This is a genomic window from Vibrio sp. RM-41-2B, from assembly GCF_024744415.1.
GTDB classification, from domain to species: domain Bacteria; phylum Pseudomonadota; class Gammaproteobacteria; order Enterobacterales; family Vibrionaceae; genus Vibrio; species Vibrio diabolicus.
In genome coordinates, this window is sequence record NZ_JAMQWD010000028.1 from 35,745 (window position 1) to 52,041 (window position 16,297).

The 16,297-nt window shown below is 44.8% G+C and carries 18 protein-coding genes; 14 read left to right on the forward strand and 4 right to left on the reverse strand.

The genetic code is table 11. From position 1 onward, the window contains the following. Positions 1–66 precede the first annotated feature (66 nt). Genes rpsF through rplI form a run of 4 tightly spaced genes read left to right on the forward strand, consistent with a single transcriptional unit; the run spans position 67 to position 1,497 of the window. Positions 67–456, forward strand: coding sequence for a 30S ribosomal protein S6 (gene rpsF, locus NB463_RS15920; protein WP_005381299.1), 390 nt, complete (start codon positions 67–69; stop codon positions 454–456). A gap of 8 nt (positions 457–464) precedes the next feature. After that, on the forward strand, positions 465–767 hold the full coding sequence (gene priB / locus NB463_RS15925; RefSeq protein WP_005381298.1) for a primosomal replication protein N: 303 nt from the start codon (positions 465–467) through the stop codon (positions 765–767). A gap of 16 nt (positions 768–783) precedes the next feature. Next, complete coding sequence (rpsR, locus tag NB463_RS15930) at positions 784–1,011, forward strand: 30S ribosomal protein S18 (RefSeq protein WP_000090472.1); 228 nt, start codon at positions 784–786, stop codon at positions 1,009–1,011. Between the two features lie 33 nt (positions 1,012–1,044). Then, positions 1,045–1,497, forward strand: coding sequence for a 50S ribosomal protein L9 (rplI, locus tag NB463_RS15935; protein ID WP_005381278.1), 453 nt, complete (start codon positions 1,045–1,047; stop codon positions 1,495–1,497). A gap of 79 nt (positions 1,498–1,576) precedes the next feature. On the opposite strand, the gene NB463_RS15940 is transcribed toward rplI, so the two are convergent. Beyond that, on the reverse strand, positions 1,577–2,341 hold the full coding sequence (locus NB463_RS15940; protein WP_006743223.1) for a DUF481 domain-containing protein: 765 nt from the start codon (positions 2,339–2,341) through the stop codon (positions 1,577–1,579). Between the two features lie 221 nt (positions 2,342–2,562). On the opposite strand from NB463_RS15940, the gene NB463_RS15945 reads away from it, so the two are divergent. After that, positions 2,563–3,963 carry a replicative DNA helicase gene (locus NB463_RS15945; RefSeq protein ID WP_005395704.1) on the forward strand — a complete coding sequence of 467 codons (1,401 nt, stop codon included), beginning with the start codon at positions 2,563–2,565 and terminating at the stop codon, positions 3,961–3,963. Between the two features lie 13 nt (positions 3,964–3,976). After that, the gene (alr, locus tag NB463_RS15950) at positions 3,977–5,053 is read left to right on the forward strand and encodes an alanine racemase (protein ID WP_114324107.1); all 1,077 of its coding nucleotides are present in this window, start codon (positions 3,977–3,979) and stop codon (positions 5,051–5,053) included. Positions 5,054–5,091: 38 nt separating this feature from the next. On the opposite strand, the gene NB463_RS15955 is transcribed toward alr, so the two are convergent. Further along, a complete protein-coding gene (locus tag NB463_RS15955; protein WP_258431575.1) occupies positions 5,092–5,511 on the reverse strand; it encodes a secondary thiamine-phosphate synthase enzyme YjbQ in 420 nt (139 codons plus the stop codon). Positions 5,512–5,817: 306 nt separating this feature from the next. Between NB463_RS15955 and pgi the strand changes: the two genes are divergently transcribed. Beyond that, positions 5,818–7,470, forward strand: coding sequence for a glucose-6-phosphate isomerase (gene pgi, locus NB463_RS15960; protein ID WP_258431576.1), 1,653 nt, complete (start codon positions 5,818–5,820; stop codon positions 7,468–7,470). Between the two features lie 105 nt (positions 7,471–7,575). On the opposite strand, the gene NB463_RS15965 is transcribed toward pgi, so the two are convergent. Together NB463_RS15965 and zur are read right to left on the reverse strand one after the other, a co-directional pair. Further along, a complete protein-coding gene (locus tag NB463_RS15965) occupies positions 7,576–8,037 on the reverse strand; it encodes a chemotaxis protein CheX (RefSeq protein WP_005381269.1) in 462 nt (153 codons plus the stop codon). A 9-nt stretch (positions 8,038–8,046) separates the two neighbouring features. After that, positions 8,047–8,511: a zinc uptake transcriptional repressor Zur gene (zur, locus tag NB463_RS15970; protein WP_005381268.1), complete on the reverse strand. Its 465-nt coding sequence runs from the start codon at positions 8,509–8,511 to the stop codon at positions 8,047–8,049. 321 nt (positions 8,512–8,832) lie between these two features. Between zur and dusA the strand changes: the two genes are divergently transcribed. The 7 genes from dusA to NB463_RS16005 all read left to right on the forward strand — a co-directional run bounded on the left by dusA (position 8,833) and on the right by NB463_RS16005 (position 15,833). After that, complete coding sequence (gene dusA / locus NB463_RS15975) at positions 8,833–9,813, forward strand: tRNA dihydrouridine(20/20a) synthase DusA (protein WP_258431577.1); 981 nt, start codon at positions 8,833–8,835, stop codon at positions 9,811–9,813. 162 nt (positions 9,814–9,975) lie between these two features. Continuing rightward, positions 9,976–10,191 (forward strand): envelope stress response protein PspG, encoded by a 216-nt coding sequence (pspG, locus tag NB463_RS15980; RefSeq protein WP_005398086.1) that lies wholly within the window; start codon positions 9,976–9,978, stop codon positions 10,189–10,191. Positions 10,192–10,289: 98 nt separating this feature from the next. Continuing rightward, on the forward strand, positions 10,290–10,949 hold the full coding sequence (locus tag NB463_RS15985) for a TIGR04219 family outer membrane beta-barrel protein (RefSeq protein ID WP_164667082.1): 660 nt from the start codon (positions 10,290–10,292) through the stop codon (positions 10,947–10,949). Positions 10,950–11,105: 156 nt separating this feature from the next. Then, the gene (locus NB463_RS15990) at positions 11,106–11,336 is read left to right on the forward strand and encodes a hypothetical protein (RefSeq protein ID WP_005455817.1); all 231 of its coding nucleotides are present in this window, start codon (positions 11,106–11,108) and stop codon (positions 11,334–11,336) included. Positions 11,337–11,453: 117 nt separating this feature from the next. Next, entirely contained in the window at positions 11,454–13,325 is a 1,872-nt protein-coding gene (locus tag NB463_RS15995) for an assimilatory sulfite reductase (NADPH) flavoprotein subunit (protein ID WP_047009934.1), read from the forward strand. Continuing rightward, complete coding sequence (cysI, locus tag NB463_RS16000) at positions 13,325–15,061, forward strand: assimilatory sulfite reductase (NADPH) hemoprotein subunit (protein WP_047009933.1); 1,737 nt, start codon at positions 13,325–13,327, stop codon at positions 15,059–15,061. Before NB463_RS15995 ends, cysI begins: the two co-directional genes overlap by 1 nt. Then, on the forward strand, positions 15,054–15,833 hold the full coding sequence (locus NB463_RS16005) for a phosphoadenylyl-sulfate reductase (RefSeq protein WP_047009932.1): 780 nt from the start codon (positions 15,054–15,056) through the stop codon (positions 15,831–15,833). Before cysI ends, NB463_RS16005 begins: the two co-directional genes overlap by 8 nt. Positions 15,834–16,297 lie beyond the last annotated feature (464 nt).

The window sequence follows — 16,297 nt, forward strand, 5'->3', positions numbered from 1 at the left end:
AGTTCCTTGCTTCCTCTGGACGACTGAGCCATTTGTGGAAGCTGAATAATCCGTAAGGAGCAACCAATGCGTCATTACGAAATCGTATTCATGGTGCACCCAGATCAAAGCGAGCAAGTTGCTGGCATGATCGAGCGTTACACTGGTTCAATCACTGAAGCTGGCGGTAAAATCCACCGTCTAGAAGACTGGGGCCGTCGTCAACTGGCTTACCCAATCAACAAGCTTCACAAAGCTCACTACGTTCTTATGAACGTTGAAGCTGACCAAGCTGTAATTGATGAGCTAGAAACTGCTTTCCGTTTCAACGATGCAGTTCTACGTAACATGATCATGCGTACTAAAGCAGCGATCACTGAGCAATCTATCATGCTTAAGCAAAAAGAAGAGCGTGCTCCACGTCGTGAAGAGCGTTCTGAAGCTAAGCCTGAAGCTAAGTCAGAAGCTGCTGAGTAAGTTTTCTTATGGCCAATCGAATGGAGCTGAGCGGCACCATAGCCAAACCGCCCATTCGTAGTAAAAGCCCTGGTGGCATTGAACACTGTCGGTTTTGGCTGGAGCATCGCTCTACTATTATCGAAGCTGACTTACCTCGACAAGTTTATTGTCGTATGCCGGTAGTCGTCAGCGGGCTTGGGTCACAAGCACTAACTCAGAATTTAGTTCAAGGCAGTAACATTAAGGTAAGTGGTTTTGTCACTTATCAAACCGGCCGAAATGGCGTGGGAAAATTAGTGTTACACGCCGACAACATTACTCAAATTTAAGATCAGGAGATAGCCCATGGCTCGTTTCTTCCGTCGTCGTAAATTCTGCCGTTTCACTGCAGAAGGCGTACAAGAGATTGATTACAAAGACGTAGCAACTCTTAAAAACTACATCACTGAAGCTGGTAAAATCGTACCTAGCCGTATCACTGGTACAAGCGCTAAGTACCAGCGTCAACTAGCACGTGCTATCAAGCGTTCACGCTACCTAGCTCTACTACCGTACACTGACAAGCATCAGTAATCGGTTCATTTTATTAAGAAAGAGGATTAAGCAATGCAAGTTATTCTACTTGATAAAATTGGTAACCTAGGTGGTCTTGGCGATACTGCAAACGTTAAATCTGGCTACGCTCGTAACTTCCTTATCCCACAAGGTAAAGCAGTTATGGCAACTAAAGCTAACGTTGAAATGTTTGAAGCTCGTCGTGCTGAACTAGAAGCTAAAGTTGCTGAGCAACTAGCTGCTGCAGAAGCTCGCGCAGAGAAAGTTAACGCTCTAGAAGCTGTAGTTATCGCTTCTAAAGCTGGTGACGAAGGCAAACTATTCGGTTCTATCGGTACTCGTGACATCGCTGACGCTATCACAGCTGCAGGCGTTGAAGTTGCTAAGAGCGAAGTTCGCCTTCCTGAAGGTGCTCTACGTACAACTGGTGAGTTCGAGATCAGCGTTCAACTTCACTCTGAAGTTTTCGCAACTGTGAACCTACAAGTTGTTGCTGCTGAGTAATTCAGTATCAAGACGAAATACTAAAAAGCACCTCTTCGGAGGTGCTTTTTTTATTTCTAAAACTGGGGAAAAAAACGGGTTAAAAAGCGAAGAGTAAATTAACGGAAAATACGCTATCCGCTTTGCTTAAGCCTTCAGGCACTTTATCGTGATACTGACGAGAGTGTGCCAGCTTTAGTGCGATATCTTCAGTAATATCATTGGTCACGCTGAGCTCACTATCGGCCCGTGTATTACTTTTACCTGTTACCAACGTAATATCAGCCGCGAAACTCAGATTATCTAGTGCGTGCCAAGTCGTATTGATATTCCCTCGAAAAATGCCTTCTCGAACGATATCGGGAAAGACAATGTCGTCATCATCTATCTCATCTAAATTTGGTTCTTGATAACGAAAACCAGGACCGACTTCTACCTCTAAAATGAAGTTTTCAGTGTAGGAAAACTGGTAACCCAAACCACCTGATAAGGTGTAGTCTTTAAAATAGGCACTGTAACGAGAATCCACCCCTTTAAAGCTGCCATACAAATACGTTTTAGGACCTAACTTGTAGTCACTCTGTAGGGCGTAGGTGGATGAGCGTTTGTCTTCTTCACCGTCTTTGTACAAGTTGTAGTACTTCCATTCACCATTAGAACGGTGTCGACCTGACGTATATTCAGCACTCAAACGAGCATTCAGGGAACGAGAGTCCGTGTTACCTGTGTGAGCTTGATAGCCGAACTCCACCTCGGTTTTTAATGGGTCGGGCACATCAATATTTTGCTCTGGCTGTACTGATTCGTCAGCATACGATGCACTAGCGCATAGTAAGCTAAAGCTAAGTAACCAGTATCGGGACACATCAACCTCGAACGTATTTAAAAAGGAGGGGCATGATACTGATACAGATATTTTGTTGGGTCAATGGTAGGTTAATTTTTATTAGAGCTGGGCGGAAGAACCAGGCTATTACTTGTGCGGTTCGCATGTTGATTTCTTAACAAGTAATTGTCGCTTCGGGGAAGCATCTCAGTTAGGTTAAGGTTATAATCGTGGGTCAATAGTAGTTATCGAGCAAAGTCATGGCGGAAAACAGAAATCGCAAACCTTCAGACAGTCAGGTCGACGCAATCAAAGTGCCACCTCACTCACTAGAAGCCGAGCAATCAGTAATTGGTGGTCTTTTACTGGACAATGAACGTTGGGACACAGTTGCCGAACGTGTTGTAAGCAGTGATTTCTATAGTCGTCCGCATCGCCTAATTTTTGAAGGTGTAAAAACCATTCTTGAAGCGGGCAAGCCTCTCGATCTTATTACTTTATCGGAATACCTGGAGCGTCACGAGCAATTAGAAGATGTGGGCGGTTTTGCTTACCTTGCAGATTTGGCGAAAAACACGCCAAGCGCCGCTAACATTAATGCGTACGCTGATATTGTTGCCGAACGTGCGATTGTCCGTGGTTTGATCGGTGTCGCGAATGAGATTGCGGATGCGGGTTACGATCCTCAAGGTCGAAGTTCGGAAGATCTGATTGATATGGCGGAGAGCAAAGTTTTCGCCATCGCTGAGTCACGAACCAGTGAAAACGAAGGGCCACAAAACGTCGACAACATCCTCGAAAAGACGTTAGAACGTATCGAGTTGTTGTATAAAACACCGCAAGATGGTGTAACGGGTGTCGACACAGGTTTCACTGACCTCAATAAGAAAACCGCAGGTTTGCAAGGTTCTGATTTGGTGATTGTCGCGGCGCGTCCATCGATGGGTAAAACGACCTTTGCGATGAACTTGTGTGAAAATGCGGCCATGCAACAAGAGAAACCTGTGCTTATTTTCTCGCTAGAGATGCCGGCCGAGCAGTTGATGATGCGTATGTTGGCCTCTTTGTCTCGCGTTGACCAAACCAAGATCCGTACGGGTCAGTTGGATGACGAAGACTGGGCGCGTATTTCTTCTACTATGGGTATCTTGATGCAGAAGAAAAACATGTACATTGATGACAGTTCCGGTCTAACTCCGACCGAAGTGCGTTCACGCGCTCGCCGTATCGCACGTGAACATGGCGGTCTGTCGATGATCATGGTCGACTACCTTCAGCTTATGCGCGTGCCTGCACTCTCTGATAACCGTACGCTGGAAATTGCGGAGATATCGCGCTCTCTGAAAGCGCTGGCAAAAGAGCTGAATGTGCCCGTCGTGGCGCTGTCTCAGCTTAACCGTTCCCTAGAGCAACGTTCAGATAAACGCCCAGTAAACTCGGACTTGCGTGAGTCGGGCTCTATCGAGCAGGATGCCGACTTGATCATGTTCATCTACCGTGACGAGGTGTATCACCCAGATAGCCCGTACAAAGGCACGGCAGAAATCATCATTGGTAAGCAACGTAACGGCCCTATCGGCTCTGTACGTCTCACCTTCCAAGGTCAACACTCGCGCTTTGACAACTACGCGGGTCCTGCATTCGATATTGATGATGAGTAACACCATGAGCTATATGAAAGCGGCCAAGGCGTGCATTGATTTGTCTGCGTTGCAGCACAACTTACAGCGCGTGAAAGCGCAAGCGCCCCAAAGTAAAGTGATGGCTGTAGTGAAGGCCAATGGTTATGGTCACGGATTACGTCACGTTGCAAAACATGCCAACCATGCGGATGCCTTTGGTGTTGCGCGCATTGAAGAAGCGTTGCAACTGCGCGCTTGTGGCGTGGTAAAGCCAATTCTATTGCTAGAAGGTTTTTACTCTCCAGGTGACTTACCTGTTCTTGTGACGAACAACATCCAAACCGTGGTGCATTGTGAAGAGCAGCTTATCGCTTTGGAGCAAGCCGACCTTGAAACTCCGGTTGTCGTGTGGCTTAAGATTGACAGTGGGATGCACCGTCTTGGCGTTCGCCCTGAGCAATATGATGAGTTTGTCACGCGGTTGAAAGAGTGTCCAAACGTAGCCAAGCCGTTACGTTACATGAGTCACTTTGGTTGTGCAGATGAGCTGGATAGCCATATTACTCCCCAACAGATTGAGTTGTTTAAGTCGTTGACCTCTGGTTGTCAGGGGGAGCGTTCACTTGCGGCATCTGCGGGGTTGTTGGCATGGCCTCAAAGCCATTTGGATTGGGTTCGTCCGGGCATCATCATGTATGGTGTATCGCCATTTGATGACAAGACCGCACAAGATCTGGGGTATCAACCCGTGATGACACTTAAATCCCATCTTATTGCGGTACGTGAAGTTAAGAAGGGCGAAAGTGTTGGCTACGGCGGTATGTGGACCAGTGAGCGAGATACAAAAGTCGGTGTCATCGCAGTAGGGTATGGCGACGGTTACCCAAGAAGTGCCCCGAACGGCACTCCGGTTTGGGTAAATGGTCGTAAAGTACCTATCGCAGGTCGAGTCTCTATGGATATGCTGACGGTCGATTTGGGACCAGATGCAACGGATAAAGTCAGCGACGAAGCGATTCTTTGGGGGAAAGAGCTCCCAGTAGAAGAAGTGGCGGGTCACATTGGTACCATTGCGTATGAACTCGTGACTAAGCTAACGCCTCGCGTCGAGATGGAGTACTCAAAATAAACAGCGAAAGGCTAACCTAAGGTTAGCCTTTGTTTTATCTACTCACCGTTAATCGTAGCAATAACGCGGCGGCCGCCGCCAAAGTCTCGGTGCTCACCCAAGTAAATGCCCTGCCATGTTCCTAAAGCTAATCGACCATTTTGGATTGGTATCGTCACACTACTGCCAAGTAGGGATGCTTTAATGTGTGCTGGCATGTCGTCATCACCTTCATAGGTATGCTGATAATAAGGAGCACGCTCTGGCACAAACTTATTGAAGTGCGCTTCCATATCCATACGCACGGTTGGATCAGCATTCTCATTTAAGGTCAAACTGGCGGAGGTATGTTGAATAAATAGGTGTAATAAACCTACTGAAAGCTCGTTTATTTGTGGTAATTGTTGTTCAATTTCATCAGTTATTAGGTGAAAACCGCGGCTTCTCGCTTTTAATTGCCGTGTTTTTTGTGCCCACATACGTGTTCCTTTGGAAATTTATAAATTGGCGTCTATCCTATTCCAATTAGAGCCTGTCATTAGTAAGTGATATGATTCTTGTCATCGTAAATGAATTGTTCATTTTCAGGGCAGGGAACGTGACCTAACTCAATGTGAGTGTAAAATCTCTCAGTCATAATTGGCACCTGAAAAAAAATTACAAAGACTTGTTTTGTGGCAATTCGCCCAAACATCTAATTAATATTCTATTTGCTAAATCGGGGATTCCACAGTTTTCGCTAGACTGTAAGGAATGGAACCTACTGTAACATCGGGATAAAGACCATGTTGAAAAATATCAATCCAACGCAAACACAAGCTTGGAAAGCGCTAACTGCGCATTTCGAATCTGCACAAGATATGGATCTTAAAGAGTTATTTGCTCAAGACGCAGCGCGTTTCGACAAATACTCTGCACGTTTCGGCTCAGACATCCTAGTCGATTACTCAAAGAACCTCATCAATGAGGAAACTCTGAAGCACCTGTTCGCTCTTGCGAACGAGACTGAGCTGAAATCTGCAATTGAAGCGATGTTCAGTGGCGAAGCGATCAACCAAACAGAAGGTCGCGCTGTTCTTCACACTGCACTACGTAACCGCGCGAATACACCAGTAATGGTAGACGGCGAAGACGTAATGCCAGCAGTGAACGCGGTTCTAGAAAAAATGAAATCATTCACTGAACGCGTTATCGGCGGTGAGTGGAAAGGTTACACAGGTAAAGCAATTACAGATATCGTGAACATCGGTATCGGTGGTTCTGACCTTGGTCCTTACATGGTGACGGAAGCTTTAGCACCATACAAAAATCATCTAAACCTTCACTTCGTATCTAACGTTGATGGTACTCACATCGTTGAAACGTTGAAGAAAGTTAACCCAGAAACGACGCTATTCTTGATCGCGTCTAAGACGTTCACAACGCAAGAAACCATGACTAACGCGCACACTGCTCGTGATTGGTTCCTAGAGTCTGCGGGTGATCAAGCGCACGTGGCTAAGCACTTTGCTGCGCTTTCAACGAACGCGACAGCCGTGTCTGAATTCGGTATCGATACCGCGAACATGTTCGAATTCTGGGACTGGGTTGGTGGCCGTTACTCACTATGGTCTGCAATCGGTTTATCAATCGCATTAGCGGTAGGTTACGACAACTTCGTTGAGCTGCTTGAAGGTGCTCACGAGATGGACAAGCACTTCGTATCAACAGACCTAGAAAGCAACATCCCTGTGATCCTTGCGCTTATCGGTATTTGGTACAACAACTTCCACGGTGCGGAATCAGAAGCTATCTTACCTTACGATCAGTACATGCACCGTTTCGCGGCGTACTTCCAACAAGGTAACATGGAATCAAACGGTAAATACGTTGACCGTGAAGGCAATGCCGTGAATTACCAAACGGGCCCTATTATTTGGGGGGAACCAGGTACCAACGGTCAGCACGCGTTCTACCAGCTAATTCACCAAGGCACTAAGTTGATCCCATGTGACTTCATTGCACCTGCAATCAGCCACAACCCAGCTAGCGATCATCACCAAAAACTGATGTCTAACTTCTTCGCGCAAACTGAAGCTCTAGCGTTTGGTAAAAATGAAGAAACCGTGAAAGAAGAGTTGGTGAAAGTAGGTAAGAATGCTGAAGAAGTGGCAGCGATTGCGCCATTCAAAGTGTTTGAAGGTAACCGTCCAACAAACTCTATTCTAGTGAAGCAAATCACGCCTCGTACGCTAGGTAACTTGATCGCAATGTACGAACACAAAATCTTCGTACAAGGTGTTATCTGGAACATCTTCAGCTTTGACCAATGGGGCGTGGAGCTAGGTAAACAACTGGCTAACCAAATCCTACCTGAGCTTGCAGACGAGTCTCAAATCAGCTCGCATGACAGCTCAACAAATGGTCTAATCAACGCATTTAAAGCGTTCAAAGCTTAATGTTTGGTTTGAATAGATAAAGAAAAGGTCAGCAAATGCTGACCTTTTTTATTGCCTGAGGCAAAAACAAAATAGGTTGGCCAGTGCCAACCTATTTTTTCTCTTTTATTCGAAGCAAATTTCGATAAAGGCATTTCCCCACTGGGAAGAGAAAGGCATGATGATGATTGAGCCCTCACATTTGTGGCGAATGGTATGGCCTCGGCCAGAAACCACTACCGGTGTTGCCATATCAAAATCAAAACCACTTTCCGCCAGAATGCGTTTCGCACCACCAGTAACCATGTTGGTGATCTCACCCACCATATCGGTGACCTCTTCATTGAGTCCATTTGGACGCTCACCAAGCATGTTCTGCATGATTTCTAGAGCTAGCGCTTCATCAAAGGTAATCGACATTGAACCACGAGTTTGTGGACCTACCATGCCAATCAGACCAGAAACGTCACCTCGTGCGATCTCATCTTTTTTGATTCGCGGTTTTTGTGGCTTCAGCTCAAGAGAAGCCATGGTTTTTAGCACGTTCATTAAAGAAGCTAAAAACGGGTTTACAAATTCAGCGCGCATAACGTTCTTCTATACTTTTTCTTTCGTCTCGGAGGAACAGGCCTGGCATTCACCATGAGTTTCAATAACTTGGTTGGTCAGTTTGAATCCATGCTTCTCGGCGTTTTCGGCTAACAAGGATATCAGCGTCTCATCTTCGAGTTCAACGACATCACCACATTTATCGCAAATTAGTAATTGGAAAAAGTGCTGCTGAGTATTGAAAGAACAACAAGTAATAAAGCTATTTGTCGATTCCACTCGGTGGATGAAGCCTTGCTCTAGGAGAAAATCTAATGCTCGATAAACAGTGGGAGGCTTAGCCTGAGGCTCACTCTCTTTTAGTTGCTCCAATAGCTCATACGCACTTGAGGCGCGGCGATTAGAACAAATGAGTTCAAATACGCGTCGGCGTTGCGGAGTCAATCGTACTCCACGCTCTGCGCAGATACTTTCAATTTGTTCAATGATTGTTGGGTTCAAACCTTTCACCATAACTATCGGACGTGCTCTATGATAAATCATTTCTATACGAAGTTCGTTTAGAAATGCTTCATTTTACCCACTATCAGAACGAAAATCATGAATTAAAGCAAGTCGGTGGTGGTGTGAAGTCGGAATAGTCATCACAGAATGAATCAACGAGTGACGAATTCGTATTACTGCTGCATATTCTTAAGCATTTGGCTAGCCAGCCAACCAAATCATTCTCGCTGAAACTAGCACCTAGAGGTGCTTGGGTATACAATACCCGACTTATTTTTTGAGCGTACTGCTGCGCTCGACCTTGGCAACATAAAAACGGGTGTTTATATCATGACTCATTCTTGCAGGCTCTCCGTAGCACCAATGCTCGACTGGACCGATCGTCATTGTCGCTACTTCCATCGCTTAATGACCAAAGAAACCCTGCTGTACACTGAAATGGTGACGACAGGTGCGATCATTCATGGAAAAGGAGATTTCCTAGCTTACAACGAAGAAGAGCATCCGTTGGCCCTTCAGTTGGGTGGTTCAAACCCAGAAGACTTGGCAAAGTGTGCCAAACTGGCTCAAGAGCGTGGCTATGATGAGGTTAACCTCAATGTGGGTTGCCCGTCTGACCGTGTACAAAACGGTCGCTTTGGTGCTTGCCTAATGGCGGAACCACAGTTGGTTGCGGATTGTGTCGCTGCAATGAAGGACGTGGTTGATATTCCTGTGACAGTCAAGACTCGTATTGGTATTGATGATCAAGATTCTTACGAGTTCCTAACGGATTTCATTTCTATTGTTTCAGAAAAGGGTGGCTGTGAGCAGTTCACTATCCATGCTCGTAAAGCTTGGTTAAGTGGTTTAAGCCCAAAAGAAAACCGCGAGATCCCACCATTGGATTACCCACGAGCTTACCAATTGAAGCAAGATTTTTCTCACTTAACCATTGCGATTAACGGTGGCGTGAAATCATTAGAAGAAGCAAAAGTACATCTTCAGCATCTTGACGGTGTGATGATTGGTCGTGAGGCTTACCAAAGCCCATATCTACTGGCATCGGTAGATCAAGAGTTATTTGGCTCTAATGCTCCAGTGAAGAAACGCAGCGAAATTGTTGAAGAAATGTACCCATACATTGAAGCGCAATTAGCGAAAGGTGCGTACCTTGGTCATATTACCCGTCATATGTTAGGTTTATTCCAAAGCATGCCAGGTGCTCGTCAATGGCGTCGTCATATCAGTGAAAATGCGCACAAGCCGGGTTCTGGTTTAGAAGTGCTGCAAGACGCGTTAGCGAAGATTCCAAAAGAATTGAATGTGTAAAATTCACCAGTGGTTGGCTAAAATTGCCAACTAAAGAATGATAAAGCCAGAGCGCAGAAATGCCTCTGGCTTTATTTTTGAATAAAATCAATGTGTTATCGTCATCTTGGCAAGTTGGTATGGAAACTGCTGTGTTTATTAAAAACAAATGGAGAAGTGATTATGTTGGAGCTAATCTTTATTTTAGTCTTTGCGGCGACCCTATTGGTTACCGGTATCACAATGATGACCGTATTCGCAGCAACCGGTATCGCGTTAGTTGTGATGTTTTTACTAGGAATGGTCGGAGCGGTACTCAAACTATTGCCATGGTTAATCGTGATTGCATTGGGTGTTTGGTTCTTCAAGAATTACGTTGCCCAGCCCCGCTATAAATAACGAGTGACATGATTTAGTTGATAGAGAGACGTGAGAGTATGGTATATTTCCTCTCACGTCTTCAACGTGAACATCAGCTATCTCGGAGTACACACTACATGACAAATAAAGCGACCATCGCTTTAACAGCATTATCGTTGGCAGTATCTTTTCCTGTTTTTGCAGAATATTCTGTATCGACGAAAGTCGGCGCAGAGATCTGGGCTGCTGACACTAAAGTAAATGAAGTAAGACGAGATAGCAGCACAACAGGCGCATTTTACGCGGCGATTGAGCATGATGTGAAATACGTTCCTAATGCGCGTTTTCGTTACTCGAGCATTGATGCGGATTACATGGGGTTCGATAAGCTCGATTTCACCATGTACTACCAAGTTCTGGAGCATGATTTATTGCATTTTGATGCGGGTGTTACATTCAGTAATTTAAGTGACACTAAATACATTGATGCTGGCTCAAACAAGCGTATAGAAGAGTTTGATGAGCTGATTTGGGCTTGGTACGGTTACGCAGAGATTCAAGTTCCGGACACAAATTTTGATGTGATTGGTGAGATAAACTTTGGTGACAACAAAGGTATCAAAAGCACTGATTTCATGGCCGGTGTTCAATACCATGTACCGCTCGAAAAAGCTCAACTGGCTTTTCGTGGTGGTTACCGCGTGATTGATTTGGAGTCCGAGAAATTCATGTCGGATCTAGGGAAAGAGTTTATTTTTGCTAACGGCTTTTTTGTGAGTGCAGAATACGCATTCTAAATGCAGCCAGATTAGATACTCGATTTTTTAAAACGTCGCTTTATAAGCGGCGTTTTTTTATATCACTTCATTATATCCAATCGAATTTTCTGCCTATTTTGCTGACTTAGACCATGCTTACCTAGGAGCAATGTGAAAGTTAAAGCAGGGATAGCGATGACAATAAACGAACTAAGACATCTATTCCGTGAAAACCAGCTTGTCGAAGCGATTATTGAACCTGCAATCCAAGAGGGTGGTTGGGTTGTGGAGTTCAGACATGCGCGCGGTGGTTTTGTTTTTCTGACGGACAGTCATGGTGAAGAATGTCTTTATGAAGATTTGGATGCAGCGTCAAAATCGGCAATGGCAGTAGGCTTTCAACAAGTCCGCATTGAAGATCGATGAGCAAAAAGTAAGCCGTTCTTACTTCCAAAAAGTTATAAAACATTCACTTCTATTCTTTCTTGTTATTAAGGAGAGTGGGTACTCTATCGTCACGCAATGAATAGGGATGTCGTGATAATGTCTTTTCAAAAGAATGAGTATTCTCACAAGAATGTGTCTGAAGATAATAATGGGCAAGGAGGAAATCCTCCAATCGCAAGCCCTCTGAATGACCAACAAATTAGCTCACTCCAACAAACTGTCTCTGAGTTGTCTTCACAGCAACTTGCTTGGGTCAGTGGGTATTTTTGGGGATTAGCTCAAAATCAACCAAATACAGCGGTAACGCCAATTGCACAAGCGACGGCAGCCGTATCAGCGAAGCCTGCAGGTAAGTTGAGTATTATTTTTGCTTCCCAAACTGGCAACGCTAAAGGCGTTGCTGAAGCTCTAGAACAGGAAGCAAAAGCAGAAGGAATTGCTGTCGAACTTTTTGATGCAAGTGATTACAAAGGTAAAAACTTAGCCAAAGAAACACATGTCATTATTGTGGCATCGACGAATGGCGAAGGCGAAGCACCAGATAACGCTATAGAGCTACACGAGTTTTTGCAATCTAAGAAAGCTCCTAAGCTGTCAAACCTTCAATATGGCGTTATTGCTCTGGGTGACTCGAGCTACGAATTCTTCTGCCAAACCGGTAAAGACTTCGACGCTTACCTATCAAAGTTAGGCGCGACCCCATTTATCGATCGTCTTGATTGCGATGTGGATTATGAAGCACCAGCAGCTGAATGGCGTAAGAATGCGTTAGGTAAGGTAAAAGATACGCTTTCTTCTGGCACTGAAGCGGATGTGGTTCAACTTCCAGTGGGTCAGGCGGCGACCGCGCACTCTCCTTACAATAAACAAAACCCATACACAGCGACGTTACTGACCAGTCAAAAAATCACGGGTCGTGATTCTGGAAAGGATGTTCGTCATATAGAAATTGACTTGGAAGGTTCGGGGTTAACGTATCAGCCTGGTGATGCGCTAGGTGTGTGGTTTGAAAATAGTTCAGAACTTGCTAATGCCATTCTTGGTAAGGTCGGTTTGTCTGGGGTTGAAACCGTTGATGTTGATGGTGAAAGCTTGTCAATCCATAGTGCTCTCGTGAGTAAATATGAAATCACAACATCTAACCCTCAGCTCATTACAAAGTTTGCCGAGTTATCCGGTAGCAAGAAGCTACAAAAGCTGGTTGACGATAAAGATAAACTTCGCGAGTACTCTGCAAATACTCAAATTGTTGATGTATTGGCAGAGAAGAAAACCAAGTTAACCGCAGATGAGTTGATTAGTTTGCTTCGTCGTCTTACTCCTCGCCTTTACTCTATTGCATCAAGCCAAGAAGAGGTCGATGAAGAAGTACACCTAACGGTTGCTTTGGTTGAGTACGAACAAAACGACGAAAAACGATATGGTGGTGCGTCGAGCTTCTTAGCACAGCGTCTCGAAGAGGGAGATGAAGTTAAAGTATTTGTTGAGCATAACAACAACTTTAAACTGCCGGAAGATGATAGCACTCCAATTATCATGGTTGGTCCAGGCACAGGGATCGCACCATTCCGTAGCTTTATTCAGGAACGTGAAAACCTCGATGCTGAAGGCAAAAACTGGTTGTTCTTTGGTGATCGTACTTTCACTCAAGACTTCTTATACCAAGTTGAATGGCAAAAGTACCTCAAGTCAGGAGTACTAAGCCGATTGGATGTTGCTTTTAGTCGTGACCAAGTAGAAAAAGTTTACGTACAACATCGCATCTTAGAAAACGCAGCTCAAGTGTGGCAGTGGATCCAAGAAGGCGCTTATATCTATGTCTGCGGTGATGCCACTCGTATGGCAAAAGATGTGCACGACGCACTGGTTATCGTTGCTGAACAAGAAGGCAAGATGCCGCGTGACGATGCGGAACAATTTATTAATGACCTACGTAAAGCGAAACGTTATCAGAGGGATGTGTACTAATGACTTTTTCTACGGACAATAATAAGCAGGTTGTATTAGGTGAAGAGTTAGGGCCGCTATCTGATAACGAGCGCCTGAAGCGAGAAAGTAACTTATTACGTGGCACCATTGAGCAAGATTTACAGGACCGTATTACTGGTGGCTTTACTGCCGACAACTTCCAGTTAATTCGTTTCCACGGTATGTATCAACAAGACGATCGTGATATCCGTAATGAACGCACAAAGCAAAAACTGGAACCATTACATAATGTGATGCTTCGTGCTCGCATGCCTGGAGGCATCATCACGCCAACGCAATGGTTAGCGATCGACAAGTTCGCAACGGAGCACTCTTTATATGGAAGTATTCGTCTAACGACGCGCCAAACGTTCCAGTTTCATGGAGTATTGAAACCGAATATTAAGTTGATGCATCAAACGCTCAACAGTATTGGCATTGATTCGATTGCAACCGCGGGTGATGTAAACCGAAACGTGTTGTGTACCACTAACCCGGTCGAATCAGAACTTCATCAAGAAGCTTATGAATGGGCGAAGAAGATCAGTGAACACCTGCTTCCAAAAACACGTGCTTACGCTGAGATTTGGCTGGACGGTGAGAAAGTAGAAAGCACTGAAGAAGATGAACCTATTCTGGGTAAAAACTATTTACCGCGTAAGTTTAAAACCACAGTGGTGATCCCACCGCAAAATGACGTAGATGTACACGCTAACGATCTCAACTTCGTAGCGATTGCAGATAACGGCAAGCTGGTTGGTTTTAACGTCCTGGTCGGCGGCGGCTTAGCGATGACGCATGGCGATACGTCAACCTACCCACGCCGCGCTGACGATTTCGGTTTCATCCCACTAGAAAAAACACTTGATGTGGCGGCTGCGGTTGTCACAACTCAGCGCGACTGGGGTAACCGTTCAAACCGTAAGAACGCAAAAACCAAATACACATTGGATCGTGTAGGTAGCGATGTCTTTAAAGCGGAAGTCGAGAAACGTGCTGGTGTTAAGTTTGAGCAAAGTCGTCCATATGAGTTCACGGAACGTGGTGACCGTATTGGTTGGGTAGAAGGAATTGATGGTAAACATCACTTAGCACTTTTCATCGAAAATGGTCGTCTGCTGGACTTCCCAGGTAAACCACTTAAAACGGGTGTTGCTGAAATTGCCAAAATCCATAAAGGCGATTTCCGTATGACTGCCAACCAGAACTTAATTGTTGCGGGGGTACCTAAAAGCGAAAAAGCGAAGATCGAAAAGATCGCTCGTGAACATGGCTTGATGGATGACAATATCAGTGAGCAGCGCAAAAACTCAATGGCGTGTGTTGCCTTTCCAACGTGTCCGCTAGCGATGGCAGAGGCAGAGCGTTTCCTTCCTCAGTTTGTTACTGATGTGGAGGGGATTTTGGAAAAGCACAACCTACCAGAAAATGACAACATCATTTTGCGTGTAACTGGGTGTCCAAACGGTTGTGGTCGTGCCATGTTGGCTGAAATTGGTTTAGTTGGTAAAGCGCCAGGTCGTTACAACCTACATTTAGGTGGTAACCGTGCTGGTACTCGAGTACCAAAAATGTACAAAGAGAACATCACGGATAAGCAAATATTAGAAGAGATTGATCTGCTGGTGGCTCGATGGTCGAAAGAGCGTGAAGAAGGCGAAGCCTTCGGCGATTTCACTATTCGTGCTGGCATTATCCAAGAAGTGCTCGTATCAAAGAGGGACTTTCATGCTTGATTCTGTAGCATCCAAGCTGGAGCTCACAGAGTTACTGACATTAACAAAGACGGAGCAAATCCTCCGTCTTGCTCAAATTAATGTCGAGCTCGAAAAGCTTTCAGCACAAGAGAGAGTAGCGTGGGCTTTAGATAATCTAGAAGGCGAGTTCGCGGTTTCTTCTAGTTTTGGTATTCAAGCCGCGGTTATGCTTCATTTAGTGACTCAAGTCAAAGCGGACATCCCCATCATTCTAACCGATACCGGTTACCTATTTGCTGAGACGTACCGATTTATCGATGAGCTGACAGATGCTCTCAACCTAAATTTAAAAGTTTATCGAGCCAAAGAAAGTGCGAATTGGCAAGAAGCTCGATATGGAAAATTATGGGAGCAGGGCGTAGAGGGAATTGAAAAATACAACAAGCTCAATAAAGTGGAGCCGATGCGTCGAGCGTTAAAAGAGCTTAATGTTGGAACGTGGTTTTCTGGACTGCGTCGAGAGCAAAGTAAATCACGAGCAGGTTTACCGATACTATCAATTCAGAACGGTGTGTTTAAGTTTTTGCCAGTAATTGACTGGACTAATAAAGACGTCCATTACTACTTAGAACAACACGGCCTTAAATACCACCCATTGTGGGATGAAGGTTACCTTTCAGTTGGTGATACACATACCACTCGTAAATGGGAGCCGGGAATGTCAGAGGAAGAAACTCGATTCTTTGGTTTAAAACGAGAGTGTGGTTTACATGAAGATGATGGTTCAGAACAAGATGGGTCCGGCATATAACCATAATGACCTTTAAATCGAGTTTAGAGTAAATAAAGAAAGCTGCTTTATTGCAGCTTTCTTCATTTACAGCACTTGAAAAACACGCTTTATAGAATAACTCTGTGGGTAAGTTGTGCGAGTTCTTGGGGTAAAGTTGAATAAATAAAGCTTTGATCGAAAACTCATCGCTTAACCATTATTTTTGCAATTTTTGAAAAATAACGCTTGCCAATGTGAGCGCGATCTCTATAATGCCTCCTCGTCGACAGGGCAAGGGCTCACAAGGGTTTAAGCGAAGTTGATAAGGCTGAAAAGAAAAACGAAATAATTTAAAAAAAGTGTTTGACACAATAGATTATCTCGCTAGAATGGCCGCCTCTTCCGAAGTGATGTTAATCACAAAGAAGAGTTGCTCTTTAACAATATAGACCTATCAATCTGTGTGGGCACTCGTTGATGATAATCCAATTAGATACTTCGGT

Bases quoted from the DNA above. Each gene is read 5' to 3' on its own strand.
- rpsF (WP_005381299.1), top strand. From the start codon at position 67: ATGCGTCATTACGAAATCGTATTCATGGTGCACCCAGATCAAAGCGAG.
- priB (WP_005381298.1), top strand. From the start codon at position 465: ATGGCCAATCGAATGGAGCTGAGCGGCACCATAGCCAAACCGCCCATT.
- rpsR (WP_000090472.1), top strand. From the start codon at position 784: ATGGCTCGTTTCTTCCGTCGTCGTAAATTCTGCCGTTTCACTGCAGAA.
- rplI (WP_005381278.1), top strand. From the start codon at position 1,045: ATGCAAGTTATTCTACTTGATAAAATTGGTAACCTAGGTGGTCTTGGC.
- NB463_RS15945 (WP_005395704.1), top strand. From the start codon at position 2,563: ATGGCGGAAAACAGAAATCGCAAACCTTCAGACAGTCAGGTCGACGCA.
- alr (WP_114324107.1), top strand. From the start codon at position 3,977: ATGAAAGCGGCCAAGGCGTGCATTGATTTGTCTGCGTTGCAGCACAAC.
- NB463_RS15955 (WP_258431575.1), bottom strand. From the start codon at position 5,511: ATGTGGGCACAAAAAACACGGCAATTAAAAGCGAGAAGCCGCGGTTTT.
- pgi (WP_258431576.1), top strand. From the start codon at position 5,818: ATGTTGAAAAATATCAATCCAACGCAAACACAAGCTTGGAAAGCGCTA.
- NB463_RS15965 (WP_005381269.1), bottom strand. From the start codon at position 8,037: ATGCGCGCTGAATTTGTAAACCCGTTTTTAGCTTCTTTAATGAACGTG.
- zur (WP_005381268.1), bottom strand. From the start codon at position 8,511: ATGGTGAAAGGTTTGAACCCAACAATCATTGAACAAATTGAAAGTATC.
- dusA (WP_258431577.1), top strand. From the start codon at position 8,833: ATGACTCATTCTTGCAGGCTCTCCGTAGCACCAATGCTCGACTGGACC.
- pspG (WP_005398086.1), top strand. From the start codon at position 9,976: ATGTTGGAGCTAATCTTTATTTTAGTCTTTGCGGCGACCCTATTGGTT.
- NB463_RS15985 (WP_164667082.1), top strand. From the start codon at position 10,290: ATGACAAATAAAGCGACCATCGCTTTAACAGCATTATCGTTGGCAGTA.
- NB463_RS15990 (WP_005455817.1), top strand. From the start codon at position 11,106: ATGACAATAAACGAACTAAGACATCTATTCCGTGAAAACCAGCTTGTC.
- NB463_RS15995 (WP_047009934.1), top strand. From the start codon at position 11,454: ATGTCTTTTCAAAAGAATGAGTATTCTCACAAGAATGTGTCTGAAGAT.
- cysI (WP_047009933.1), top strand. From the start codon at position 13,325: ATGACTTTTTCTACGGACAATAATAAGCAGGTTGTATTAGGTGAAGAG.
- NB463_RS16005 (WP_047009932.1), top strand. From the start codon at position 15,054: ATGCTTGATTCTGTAGCATCCAAGCTGGAGCTCACAGAGTTACTGACA.